Genomic DNA, 12,349 nt, shown 5'->3' with positions numbered 1-12,349 from the left:
TGACAAAGGAAGGTTGAAGAGGCGGGAATGCAAAAGAGTTGGATTTGTGCTTTGGCCTTGGTTTCGCTGATGGCAGCTTGCGTGAAACCTGAGTCTGAAGACAACGATTATGCGATCCAATCGCGCTATGGCGCGTGGTCGGTCTTGTGCAGCGAGGCGCAGGCGCATTGCTTCGCTTACCTGCCTGTCGAGGACATGGCCGGCAAGCCAATTCTCCATATCAGCGGAGAGTTTCTACCCAAAAACAAACAGGCTGCTCTTGCAGGTTTCACTGTCGAGATCCCAGCTAGAATGATTGCGCGGGGGCGCCCGGACCTGACCGTGAACAAGGCTGCCGGGCTCGTGATATCTGTCGATCACAGGTTAGCGCGGCGATATTCCATTGGGGACTGCAAACGCGACTATTGTGTGGTGCATGCGGGGGTACCGCGCGAGTTCCTGCGGGCGCTTGAAAGGGGTAAAACTGCCCAGCTCACGCTTGTGTTTTCGGGTTGGCAAGAAAGAACAGAAGAGTTTTCTGTTCCCTTGAACGGTCTGGCTGAGGCGATGAAGGCTGCACGCTGAATGACTCATCACGCTGAAGCGGGAGTTGGGCGTTCAAGTGTAAGACATCCGAAAATCACTTTGTTGGGGCAGCATGTATTTGGCGCCCTTTCTCACTCACACCTACCTATCAGACCCCAAGGTGGCCGATCCGGCTGACTCCAGAGCAGACCAACACGATTTTCGGATATGTCCAATGAAAAACCCGGCACCGGGGCCGGGTTTTCATGTCGTGTCTCTAGAACGGATCAGCCGTCCAGTTCGGCGTCGATCAGGGCCTTGAAGGACTCATAGGACTGATTCTCAATCTTCTTACCGTTCAGCACGAAAGACGGCGTCGCGGTCACATCATCTTTTTCGGCGTTTTCCTGGTACCATGTCACCAGGGTCTGCAGCTTGGTTCCGTCCTGCAGGCAGGCCTCCAGCTGGTCCTTTTCGAGGCCCGCCAGAAGGCCGATCTTGCGCAGCGCATCGACGATCTCGGTCGCGCCGCCAGCGCGGGCCCACTCGGATTGCTGCTGGAAGATCAGATCGGTGATGCCAAAGAACTTCTCAGGCCCCGCGCAGCGCGCGATGGCCGAGGCCCAGAGACCGTAGCGGTCAAAGTAGACCTCGCGGTAGATGAACTTCACCTTGCCGGTGTCGATGTAATCCGCCTTGAGCTGCTTGTAGGGGCCGGTGTGGAAGTTGGCACAGTGCGGACAGGTGTAAGAGGCGTATTCGATCAGCGTCACCGGCGCATCCTCGGCGCCCTGCACCATTTCGACGATGGTCGATGTGTCGATCTCGGCCTCTTGCGCGACGGCAGCGCCGACCAGCGGGTTTTCAGGCAGCCTGTTTTGGCCGCTCAGACCAGAGATGGCATAGGCCCCGGCAGCCACGGCCACCACGGCAAAGACACCAGACATAAGACGGGTCATTCATACCCCTTTCGCATTGTTTTCTGTTTTGTAAGAACGTTGCGCCCAAGCCGTTCCAGCGCGGCGCGCAGCCCCTCATCACCGACACCTGCGGCCACATGGGCGGCCTCAGTAACCGCCTCTGGGTCGGGCTGGACGGGGGCGGCCTGTTTCGGCGCATATTTGAACGAGACCTGTCCTTCGGAGAACCCGATCGGGGCGGTCTGGGTGATCAGCACCTTCGAGATCGCGTTGTAGCCGTAGACCGCGTTCACCTTTTCCCGCAGCTTTTCCTTTTGCATTTCCAGCATTGGCGCATTGGCGCCTGTGGTCAGCACCGTCAGCGTCGCCCCGAAGGAACTGCGCCCATAGCCGACCTTGACCGGCCGCGCCATGGCGGCCAGATCTGTACCGACAATCTCTTCCCAATGGGTGAGCAGACGGGACACCGCAAAACCCCGGCTTTCGCCAGCCTTGCGGATCTGGTCGTTCAAAAGCTTGGAGGTCCGTGCGAACCCGCGTGTGCTGCTGCGTCTGACTGACATGACTGTGGTTTTGCGTGACTGTGCGCCCTATTGTAAAGGGTCCGTTTGCAGGCGCCAGCGAAACCAGAAGAGGCAAGAGATAAACTATGCGTGACTTGAAACAGGGGGCCGAGGCGCTTGGGCGTGATCTGCTGGAGTGGTACGACGCCAATGCCCGCACCCTGCCCTGGCGCACGTCCCCGTCAGATCGCGCGGCAGGGGTGCGCCCCGATCCCTACCGCGTCTGGCTGAGCGAAGTCATGCTGCAACAGACAACTGTCGCCGCCGTAAAGGATTATTTTCACCGCTTCACCAGCCGCTGGCCGACGGTTATGGATCTGGCTGCGGCGGCGGATGCCGATGTGATGGGCGAATGGGCCGGTCTTGGCTACTACGCCCGCGCCCGCAACCTTTTGAAATGCGCCCGCGTTGTGGCCGAAGACCTGGATGGCATCTTTCCCGATACCTATGAGGGCCTGCTCAAACTCCCCGGTATCGGCCCCTATACGGCGGCCGCAATCGCCTCGATCGCCTTTGACCGGCCCGAGGTGGTTCTCGATGGCAACGTAGAGCGGGTGATGGCGCGTCTCCATGATATTCACGATCCGCTCCCCGGCTCAAAACCGATCCTGAAAGAGCGCGCCGCCGAGCTGACCCCTCAGGCCCGCCCCGGTTGCCATGCGCAGGCGGTGATGGATCTGGGCGCCACGATCTGCACGCCCAAGTCCCCTGCCTGCGGGATCTGCCCCTGGCGGGACCCTTGCGCCGCCCGCATTACCGGCACTGCAGCAGAGCTTCCGAAGAAGACGCCGAAGAAGCCAAAACCAACGCGTTACGGCTTCGTCTACCTCGCGCGCAGCGCTGCGGGCGACTGGCTGCTTGAGCGGCGCCCCGACAAGGGGCTCTTGGGCGGCATGCTCGGCTGGCCCGGATCAGAGTGGAATGACGCACCGGACCCCGCGCCGCCATTTCAGGCCGATTGGCAGGATCTGGGGGCAGAGGTGCGCCACACCTTCACCCATTTTCACCTGATCCTGCGCGTGATGGTGGCCGAGCTGCCAAGCAGCTACACCCCCGACGCGACCCAAGAGGTGATCGCCCGGCACGATTTCCGCCCCTCGGATCTGCCTACCGTGATGCGCAAGGCTTTTGACTTGTGGCGCGGGGGCCAAAACACAAAAAACTGAGGTCATTCGCCCTCTTGGGTTTCCCGCCGCCCCGGCATAGGGTTTCACCAGACGCACCATGACCCCATGGGAGAGCCGAAGATGAAGCCTTCTGCAACTGCAGACCGTATCGCTCACAGGATCACGCCCGAGGTTCTGCGGCGCTGGCAATCCGCCCTGCCCTTCTGGCTGTCTTTCCTCCTTGTACCACTGTTGTGGTTCTCCGCAATGATGGGGGGGTGGTGGATCCTTCTGACGCCGGTTGTGACATGGTATCTCTTCGCGGCGCTGGATGGGGTGTTCGGTCTCAACCTCGACAATGCCGATCCAATGACACCCGAAGACGACCTGCGCTGGTACAGCATGCTCACCATCGCCTGGGTGCCAATCCAGTTCCTGACCCTGTTTGGATTGATCGCCTATGTGGCGGGCAACGAAACCCTCAGCGCTTTGGAGAAATTCGGCCTCTTCTTCGGCATGGGCGTGATCAGCGGCACCGTGGGCATCAACTACAGCCACGAGCTGATGCACCAGCGCAGCCGCCTCGAACGCTGGCTCGCGGATATCCTGTTGGCGATGGTGCTCTACTCTCATTTCCGCTCGGAACATCTTCTGGTGCATCACCGCTATGTCGGCACTCCGCGTGACCCGGTCACGGCGCGCTACAACGAAGGCTTCCATCGTTTCTATCCACGCGTTTTGCGCGAATGCTGGCAGTCCGCCTTTCGCGCCGAAAGAGAGAAGCTGGCGAAAAAGGACCGCCCCTGGACGGATCTTTCCAATCCCTTCTTCCGCTACTGGGCTTTACAGGGCGCGATGCTGCTCCTCGCCGTTGTGCTAGGCGGCTTTGGCGGGCTGGTGCTGTTCCTCGTGCAGGCGGGGGTGGCCATCTGGCAACTTGAGCTGGTGAACTACGTGGAGCACTACGGTCTGACCCGCAAACACCTGGGCGAAGGTAAATACGAAACCGTGCGACCCTGCCACTCCTGGAACGCGGCGCACAAGGCGTCGAACTGGCTCCTGATCAATCTGCAGCGCCATTCGGATCACCACTACAAGCCCGACCGGCGCTTTCCTCTTTTGCAGAACTACACCGAGGCCGACGCACCGCAACTGCCCTACGGCTATCCGGTGATGACCATCGCCGCGATGATGCCACCCGTCTGGCGCCGGGTGATGAACCCGCGCGTGCGCCGCTGGCGCGAGATGTATTACCCCGAGATCACCGACTGGACGCCCTACAACCGCGCCAGCAATCCTACGCCGCGCTGATGGAGCCGCCCGCACCGCGCACGGCGCGGTGCTACGCCCAACGGGAGAAGGGCATGACAATGCCTGCCGACGGGCGGGAGAGCTTCCTTCGTGGAATAGTCAGGAAGCGCGGCTGTAACGCACCCCTTCGGGTTTATGGGCATCGAACTGGCTGGCGATGATTCGCGTCAGGGCGCGGCCCTCGGGCAGGACCGAAAGGCCCTGTTCATCCAATGCCACCAGATCGCCGAACCGCGCCTGAATGGCTGCCATCTCGATATCAAGGCTGCGCGCCAGATCGCCGTACTCCCGAATCAAGGCCCGCCGGTCCAGGTGGAAATCGCACATGATCATCTCGATGGCGCGGGCCCGCAAATGGTCCTCTTCGCTCATCTCGTGACCGCGTGCACCAGCCAGATCTCCGGCCTCGATCCGCTCCACATAGGCGGGCGTCGCCGCTGCGTTCTGCACATATCCCCCGGCGTAACGAGAAATCGACGAAGCACCCAGTCCAATAAGGGTCGGGCAACGGTCGTCGGTATAGCCCTGGAAATTGCGGCGCAGATGGCCGCTTTTGGCCGCCTTCGCCAGCCCGTCGCCCGGCAAGGCGAAATGGTCGATCCCAATCGTTTCGAAGCCGGCGGCCCGGAATTGATCGCCCGCAAGACAGGCCAGTTCATAGCGCTCGGCGTCCCCCGGCAAGGCCAGCTCATCAATCAGCTGCTGACGCTTGGCCACCCATGGCACGTGAGCATAGCCAAAAAGCGCGATCCGGTCCGGCGAAAGGCTCAGCACCTTATCCACCGTATCCGAGAGCCTCGCAGCGTCCTGATGGGGCAGCCCGTAGATCAGATCGGCGTTGAGGGACATGATCCCCGCCTCACGCAGATCCTCAACGCAGGCGCGGGTGACCTCGTAGGATTGATCCCGGCCAATCGCCGCCTGGACCTCCGGATTGAAGTCCTGAATACCGATGCTGGCACGGTTCATTCCAACATCCGCCAAGGCGGCGATCTTGTCCCGGTCCACAAGCGTCGGATCGATCTCAACCGAGAATTCCCAGTCCGGCGTCCGGGGAAACACCGCCCGCACCGCGGATGCCAGACGATATATCAGATGCGGCGGCAAAATCGTGGGCGTACCGCCACCCCAGTGCAAGCGGCCCATCTGCACCCCCTTTGGCAGATGCTGCGCGACCAATCGCAACTCTGCCTCCAGCGTCCCGATATAGGCTTCGACCGGGTCGAGACGCCGGGTCCCCTGGGTGCGGCAGGCACAGAACCAGCACAGGCGTTCGCAAAAAGGAATGTGGACGTAGACCGACACCGGTACAGCCGGATCCAGCGCCTGCAGGTGGGCAGCTTGTTCCGGTGCGCCCACAGCCGATGAAAAGACCGGAGCCGTCGGATAGGAGGTGTAGCGGGGCACCCGGCTGTCGAACAGCCCAAGAGTGGCGAGGCGATCAATCTGTGTCATACCGCCCTTCTTGGCCGGTTCCGTTTGAGCCGACTTTGCGCAGGATCAAATCGCGCGGTCAAATCGCCTCAAAACTGCTCCAATCGCCCCGCGTCTGCACGCATAACAGGGAATCAAGCGCCTGAAATCCCGCGGGAATACGCAGATCGTCCAAGACTTCTGAGAAATTGTCATATCAGCTTCATTTTGGGTTTGACGCCCCTCGCGACTCCGCTTATACGCCCTCTCCACGACACCTGCCCAGGTGGCGGAATTGGTAGACGCGCTAGCTTCAGGTGCTAGTGTCCGTATGGACGTGGAGGTTCGAGTCCTCTCCTGGGCACCATTTCCCAATACATCACGATATCTGGTGGAAATACCGCTTCAACGGTGCGCTCTGGTTGTCGATTGGTCAGATCCGGACGCATTGAGGCATGACCGCCACTGCCGCGCCCGACAGGCTTTCGTTCTCCTGACAGTCCATCGATTTTGCCGGTCATGTGTATCCGGCTGCTTGCGACAAGAACATCCGATGGACATGTGCTGTTGAGCGACCAAGCCGGAGCCCTCGGCAGGGTTCCATAACGAAAGAGGGGCCGCGATCGCAGCCCCTTTCCCTGTGTCTTGCGTGTGTCGTCGCTCAGAAGCGGTGCGAGTAGGACAGCCTCAGACCGTAGTCCTCATAGCCGCTGACACCCAGCCCGTCATACATTGCAGACAGGTCAAGCGCGCCACCGTAGGCCCAGGTGTAGCGCAGACCAAGGTCCAGTTTGCCACGCCAGCCTGCATAGGCCGGGATTACGGTCTGGGCCACGGCCGTTCCGCTGGTCGAAGACCAAACCCCCGCCAGCCCACCGGTCAGCAGCATCGAGCCGCCGTCTGTCGCAGGCATCTGGTGGGACATGTCCACACCAAATGAGGCCTGCCGCAGGTGGATCTTCTGTGCACCGATGGCATTGCCGAGACTGTCGGTATAGGCCTTCTGGTCTTCGTTGGCATAGGCAACGTCGAGATAGGGCATAACGCGGGTATCGCCCTGCCGTAGCTCCCCTGCCAGACGCAGCTGGGCCAGCAGACGGGTGGTGTCGAAATCATCCTCATAGGTCCCGAAGGGCGAGATGCTGTTGGAAGTCTCGCCGTATAGCAGGCGCCCCTCCAGGAACAGCGCCTCACCAGGCAGCTGCGCAACCACATAAGGTCCAGCCATCCAGCCTGTACCACTGACCGCACTGGCGCCGCTGTCCTGGCTCAGATGATCGAACTGGAGCATGGCGCCAATCAGCACGGTCTCGGACACCCGGAAATGTGTTCCCACCGCGCCAAAGCTGTATTGACTGTCACTGGAGTCGGTCTTGCTCCAGCGGCCCTGCAGACGGAACCACACGGGCTGACCAGCGCGCGAGGCGAGGTCGAAATCGCCGGCACCACGGGTCACATGCGCCCGCGCAGAGCCCGCACCGTCCGCGCCGGACAGAAACCCGATCAGGCCCGGCTGGTTGGCGATCAGCTGGTTGGCCCGCCCATAAAGGAAGCCTGCGATCTGCTTCTGGGTTTCGGTCACTGTCGTATTCGCAATCACCAGCGTGTTCGAGACCGTGGTCTGATTGCCTGCGCCATCCTCAGCCGCACCGGCAGGTACCTGGACGCTGACCGTGCCGACACCGCTGGCGCGCAGCTGGGCCTGGTATGACGCCCCCGTGCCGCTGACGCCGACAACGGTGGCATTGCTGGCCGAGACATCGGCAGCCGTGAAGCCGGTCACATCCTCCGAAAAGGTGACCGTGATGGAGAAGGTCTCATTGACGGCGACCCCGCCCGCGGGACCGCCGCTCAGCACAACGTCGGGGGCGGTCGTGTCGACTGTCGCGGTGACATTGGCCGAGGATGCTCCGCTGCCGTTGGCCGAGGAAACGATGATGTTTCCGCTGGTCTGGGGCGTTGCCGAGGTTGCCGAATAGGGTCCGGTTCCGGCGCTGAGAACAGTGCTTTCGGGCCCTGGGGCAGCGGCTTTCAGGGTCCTTGCCGACACGCCTACGGTCGGCGAAGTCTGAACCTGGCTACCATCGGGGAAGGTGACGGTGACGGTGCTTCCGATCTGTGCCGTACCGGTCACGGTGACAGTCTGATCGCCATTGACCACGACGGAACTGATGGTGGGGGCCGGGGGCGGCGTCCCATCGGCAACCGTCACGGTAAAGCTTACCTGCGTCCCGGCATTTCCCGCACTGTCGCTGGCATCCATGGTCACCGTGGTCTGCCCGATCGGGAAGTCATGGGCGCCCGTCAGCGTCGTCGTTCCGACCTTGTAGGTGATGGAGACCGAACTGTCCGTATCGTCCGAACCGGACCCGAGGGAGGTTACATCCAGAGACGCTGTGGTCTCTCCGGCCGCGGTGGTCAGCCTCTGATCGTCCGGCGCGGTCAGAACCGGCGCGGTGCCATCCCCAACGGTGACGGTAAAGCTGACCTGATCCGCCGCATTGCCCGCACTGTCGCTTGCATCCATGGTGACGGTGGTGTCGCCCACTGGGAAGTCATAGGCCCCGGTCAGCGTGGTGGTGCCCACCTTGTAGATAATCGCCACAGAACCATCGACGTTGTCGGCAACAGATCCCAGCCCGGTGACATCGATCGAGGCAGAACTCTGCCCCGAAGCGGCAGTTTGCGACTGATCATCCGGCGCGGTCAGAACCGGTGCTTCTCCATCGGTCACAGTGACGGTAAAGCTCGCCTGATCCGCGTCATTGCCTGCCGCATCACTGGCATCCATGGTCACCGTGGTCTGCCCGACCGGGAAGTCGTAGGCGCCCGTCAGCGTGGTCGTGCCCACCTTGTAGGTAATGGTGACAGAGCTGTCGGTATCATCCGTCCCGGAGCCGAGCGAAGTCACGTCCAGAGCGGCGGTTGCCTTGCCCGCATCCGTGCTCGCGGTCTGGTCGGTCGGCGGCGTCAGGACCGGCGCAGTGCTGTCAGGTGGATTGCCTTCGGTACTCAAAGTGAAGGTTCCAGCATCCATCCCTCCTGCAGCCTCGGTCAGGGTGAAGGTGAACCCCATGTAGGTGTCCGACTCAAATGTACCGTCGGCCCCGTCCTGAGTGAGCCCGGTGATCTTATCTGCTGTGGTCCCGAGGCAAGACGCAATCACATCTTCGCTCACAGGGTTGTAGTAGGTAGATATTACCCCCCCCGTCTCGAAGTACGCGCCACCAGCGAGTTGCGTTTCGGTGCCGTACAAAACGACAAACCCAATTTGGCTTGAAACCGAAACATACTTACGGGCGTTACATGAACCTAGGCTGATGGTTTGATCGGAAACATCATCACCCGTTGTAAAACTAAGCGCCCCGGTGGGAACCATCTGTGTGGCTGCCAGGCAGAGGGCAAAATAGTGGTTTCTGAATCTCATTGGTCTCTCAATCCTCCTAAAGTCTTGGCAGAGCTCAAATTTGCGATACGCTGACGTGCTTTTGTATGGAAAATTCTTAAAATGAGACTAAGTGCAGAGGGGCTGAGAGAGAAAAAAGAACGTGACCCAACGTCCGCCCGAAGCCTTTCCTGAGAACAATCATAGGGTGCAGAAAGAGGCGGCGCTGTTGTTTGCCCTGTCAGCGCAACGAACTGCGACGCCTACTTGACGCGCACGTCAATGTCAGGAGACAAATTTCTTTTTGATATCAAAATAGTAAACCCCGCCGGTCAGCGGGGTTCAGTAATAAAGCTTCACCGTCACGCAAGCAAAATGCTTTTCGTGATGCCACTCTCGATCAGTCAGTCAGACCTGACCCCGACCAGCAGACCAGGCGCACGGATCTACCGCTATGGTTTATCCATGTTGCTGCCCGCCTTGAGCGTATCTGCGTTGTCCGCATCTGCCCCAGTGTCAGGTGTCGGGTTATTCTGGTCATCGCTTGGCGGGACATCATCTGCAGCGATCAACTCGGCCTCAGCCACCTCTTCAGACGCTTTGCTCGCAGCTGGCGCAGCCCGTAACAGCGGCAGCATATGCGCGCCGGTTGCGCTTGCGATCTCGGGCGTTTCCGGACGCCGCCAGCTGAGAGTGTCGAAACTGGTGCAGTTTTCGCACACAGGTACCCATTCACTGTGGATGTGGTTGCAATTGTCACAAACCCACTGCGGACCACGTGGCGCGCTGAGCGCGCGGGTGAGCCAGCCCTGCACGATGGCGTCAGAGGCCCCTTCGCCCCGTTCGATCGCGGCCATCAGCGTCAGCGCCCGCGCATCCGGGGCGCGTTCGGCCAGATCGCCCAGCGCGCGACGCGCCTCGGGGAAGTCCTCGGCAACGATGTTGAGTTCGGCCATCACAAGGCGCGTCTCGTCGTCATGGGGTTTGAGCCGCGCCAGCTGGCCAAAGCGCTTCACCCTTTCGGAGGCGGTCTCGGTCGGCTCCACCTCGGCAAAGGCATGGGCCAGATCCGGGTGTGGCTGCGCCTCCCAGGCTTTTTTCAGAACGCGCACGGCGTTGCGGGTCTTGCCCTTGGCGATATAGGCACGGGCGGCCATGGCGGCGGCGGGCACCAGATCTGGCGACAGGCGGTTGGCCTCGATGGCCTGTTCCTGCTGTTCGACCGTGGCGCCCTCTTCGATCACGCCTTTGGAGGCAGATAGCGCCAGAACAGCATCGCGCCGTTTGAAGACGTCACGCGGCAGGGTGCCGGTCTTGAGCTTGGTTGCAAGCGTCTTGCGAGCCCCCGCCCAATCCTCGGCGCGGGCCTGCAATTGCAACAGCGTATCCTGCACCTCTTCGTGCTTGGGGCGCAGGGCAAGCGCCTTTTCCGCCAGCTGGCGGGCCGTATCCGTGTCTCCGTCCGACAGCTTCTGCTTCATGATCCCGCGCACCCCGACAAAACGTGTGTTCTGGTTGCCCAGGAGGCGTTTGTAGGCTTCGGCGGCTTTCTTGGTGTCGCCGGCCATTTCGGCGGCTTGTGCGGTCAGAAGGTCCGTCAGTTCTGGCTTGTCCAGGTACCGCGCCGCGCGCGACGCCTTGGCCAGCGCCAGACGCCCCTCGCCCGAGGCCAGCGCCATCATCCCGTCCGACAGCGCCTGGTATCCCTTTGCCTCGCGCCCCTTGTCGAAATAACGCGACAGGGCAGTCTCATCCCCGTTGAGGAATTTCAGCGTGGCGATCAGCAGCGACAGCAATTTGAAGAACAGCCACACCACCAGCACCAGAACCGCCAGGGCCATCACCGATTGCAGCGCGCCAAGGGTGTATTCAGTGCCCGCAACGGTGATCTGCACCCCGCCGGCGGTTTCCATCAGGATCCCGGCGCCAAGGGCCAGAAGCGCGACGATTGCAACAAAGACGAGGATTTTCAGCAATGACCAGAGCATGGCAGGGTCCTTATTTCGCGTTCAGGCTTTGGGACAGATCATCGGCGGCGGAAACAGCTGCGATACGGGTGCGGGCAGCGGCCTCCCAATCCGAAAGAGCCGCGCGGGCCGACTCGGGCAAGCCGCCGAGTTCACCAAGGGCGTCAGACATCCTGCCTTCATCAACGAGCGCCCCGGCGCGGGACAGAATGGCATCAGGGTCATCTCCGTCGCGCGGCGCGACCGAGCGTGCACCCAGGTGGCGCTTGATGTAATCCATCACATTGCCGGTGCCTTTTGTCTCTTCCCGCGCGGCAGCAAGGGCAGCGCGGGCGGCGGGGGCGAAGGTGTCGCGCAGGCCCGTCAGCGTGGCGACGCCGGTATCTGCGGGCGCGGTCAGGGCCTCGGATACCGTCACATCAAGCGCCCTCAATTCATCAACCAGATCGACATAACCGCTGCCGCTGTCCAGCGCGGAGCGCATACGGGCCAGAACCGTCTGGGCGCTTGCGATACGCGCCGCCTCGGCGCTGGCCGCGTCCATCTGGCGGGCCTCTGCCATCATCTGCTCGACCTCGGCGCGCTGTGCTGCAAGGCTATCCTGTAGCTGTTTCAACTGTGCATCTACGGCAGCAATGGCTTCGGGGGATCCGGCATCGGCAAGCGGACGCTGTTCCAGCGCGGTCAGACGGTCGGTGATTGCAGACAGTTCGGCCGCCAGCGCTTCGCTTTGGGGTGCGTTCTGGGATGCGCCCACGAGATCGGACAGTGTTCCATCAAGCGCATCGAGCCGCGCGTTCAAAGGAGAGAGGTCAGGGATCGACAGATCATTGATCTGAGCCTCGAGCGCGGTCAGCTCCGAGCGCAGGGCATTTTGTTCCGCCTCGATCGCGGCAACGTCGACTGTGGGCGATTTCAGACGGGACGGCAGGACAGAGTCCAAAACACCGCCCTGACCCAGCACAAAACCCACCACAGCAGCCACGGCACCGCCCAACAGGGCTGCTCCGAACCCGCCGCGTTTTTCCACGACCCGTTCGACCACCTTCTCCGGTTCTGGCGGTTCGGCAGCTATGGTCTCCTGCTCGTTCTCTGCGTGCTTTTCGGCTTCGGCTTCGGCTTCGGCTTCGGCTTCGGCTTCGGCTTCGGCTTCGGCTTCGGCTTCGGCTTCGGCTTCGGC

At 61.6% G+C, this 12,349-nt stretch carries 9 protein-coding genes and 1 tRNA gene; 4 read left to right on the top strand and 6 right to left on the bottom strand.

Annotated features, from left to right (window positions below):
- Window positions 1-27 precede the first annotated feature (27 nt).
- On the top strand, window positions 28-564 hold the full coding sequence (locus AADA15_RS17780; protein ID WP_341642904.1) for an invasion associated locus B family protein: 537 nt from the start codon (window positions 28-30) through the stop codon (window positions 562-564).
- Window positions 565-791: 227 nt separating this feature from the next.
- Here AADA15_RS17780 and AADA15_RS17775 read toward each other — a convergent pair whose 3' ends face one another.
- Window positions 792-1,463, bottom strand: coding sequence for a DsbA family protein (locus AADA15_RS17775; RefSeq protein ID WP_341642903.1), 672 nt, complete (start codon window positions 1,461-1,463; stop codon window positions 792-794).
- Complete coding sequence (locus AADA15_RS17770; protein WP_341642902.1) at window positions 1,460-1,987, bottom strand: DUF721 domain-containing protein; 528 nt, start codon at window positions 1,985-1,987, stop codon at window positions 1,460-1,462. The genes AADA15_RS17775 and AADA15_RS17770 overlap by 4 nt, the downstream gene beginning before the upstream one ends.
- Window positions 1,988-2,073: 86 nt before the next feature.
- Between AADA15_RS17770 and mutY the strand changes: the two genes are divergently transcribed.
- Both mutY and AADA15_RS17760 read left to right on the top strand, forming a co-directional pair.
- Complete coding sequence (gene mutY / locus AADA15_RS17765; protein ID WP_341642901.1) at window positions 2,074-3,153, top strand: A/G-specific adenine glycosylase; 1,080 nt, start codon at window positions 2,074-2,076, stop codon at window positions 3,151-3,153.
- Window positions 3,154-3,234: 81 nt separating this feature from the next.
- Window positions 3,235-4,404 carry an alkane 1-monooxygenase gene (locus tag AADA15_RS17760; RefSeq protein ID WP_341642900.1) on the top strand — a complete coding sequence of 390 codons (1,170 nt, stop codon included), beginning with the start codon at window positions 3,235-3,237 and terminating at the stop codon, window positions 4,402-4,404.
- A gap of 99 nt (window positions 4,405-4,503) precedes the next feature.
- Here the strand turns inward: AADA15_RS17760 and hemN are convergent, their stop codons facing one another.
- Window positions 4,504-5,859, bottom strand: coding sequence for an oxygen-independent coproporphyrinogen III oxidase (gene hemN, locus AADA15_RS17755; protein WP_341642899.1), 1,356 nt, complete (start codon window positions 5,857-5,859; stop codon window positions 4,504-4,506).
- Window positions 5,860-6,097: 238 nt separating this feature from the next.
- Here hemN and AADA15_RS17750 point away from each other — a divergent pair.
- Window positions 6,098-6,184, top strand: a tRNA-Leu gene (locus AADA15_RS17750).
- Between the two features lie 294 nt (window positions 6,185-6,478).
- Here the strand turns inward: AADA15_RS17750 and AADA15_RS17745 are convergent.
- From AADA15_RS17745 to AADA15_RS17735, 3 genes are all read right to left on the bottom strand, one after another.
- Window positions 6,479-8,893 carry an autotransporter outer membrane beta-barrel domain-containing protein gene (locus AADA15_RS17745; RefSeq protein ID WP_341642898.1) on the bottom strand — a complete coding sequence of 805 codons (2,415 nt, stop codon included), beginning with the start codon at window positions 8,891-8,893 and terminating at the stop codon, window positions 6,479-6,481.
- Between the two features lie 761 nt (window positions 8,894-9,654).
- Entirely contained in the window at window positions 9,655-11,190 is a 1,536-nt protein-coding gene (locus AADA15_RS17740) for a heme biosynthesis protein HemY (RefSeq protein ID WP_341642897.1), read from the bottom strand.
- Between the two features lie 10 nt (window positions 11,191-11,200).
- Window positions 11,201-12,349 (bottom strand): hypothetical protein (locus AADA15_RS17735; protein WP_341642896.1); only part of this gene is annotated, 1,149 nt, incomplete at its 5' end.

The organism is Phycobacter sedimenti (assembly GCF_038148855.1).
Taxonomy (GTDB): domain Bacteria; phylum Pseudomonadota; class Alphaproteobacteria; order Rhodobacterales; family Rhodobacteraceae; genus Phycobacter; species Phycobacter sedimenti.
Note: the sequence above shows the minus strand (reverse complement) of the source record. Positions and strands in the feature narration are given on the sequence as shown.

What these genes read in the sequence shown, in the direction of transcription:
- AADA15_RS17770 (WP_341642902.1), bottom strand. Translation starts at nt 1,987, where the DNA reads ATGTCAGTCAGACGCAGCAGCACACGCGGGTTCGCACGGACCTCCAAG.
- hemN (WP_341642899.1), bottom strand. Translation starts at nt 5,859, where the DNA reads ATGACACAGATTGATCGCCTCGCCACTCTTGGGCTGTTCGACAGCCGG.
- AADA15_RS17760 (WP_341642900.1), top strand. Translation starts at nt 3,235, where the DNA reads ATGAAGCCTTCTGCAACTGCAGACCGTATCGCTCACAGGATCACGCCC.
- AADA15_RS17740 (WP_341642897.1), bottom strand. Translation starts at nt 11,190, where the DNA reads ATGCTCTGGTCATTGCTGAAAATCCTCGTCTTTGTTGCAATCGTCGCG.
- mutY (WP_341642901.1), top strand. Translation starts at nt 2,074, where the DNA reads ATGCGTGACTTGAAACAGGGGGCCGAGGCGCTTGGGCGTGATCTGCTG.
- AADA15_RS17775 (WP_341642903.1), bottom strand. Translation starts at nt 1,463, where the DNA reads ATGACCCGTCTTATGTCTGGTGTCTTTGCCGTGGTGGCCGTGGCTGCC.
- AADA15_RS17780 (WP_341642904.1), top strand. Translation starts at nt 28, where the DNA reads ATGCAAAAGAGTTGGATTTGTGCTTTGGCCTTGGTTTCGCTGATGGCA.
- AADA15_RS17745 (WP_341642898.1), bottom strand. Translation starts at nt 8,893, where the DNA reads ATGGGGTTCACCTTCACCCTGACCGAGGCTGCAGGAGGGATGGATGCT.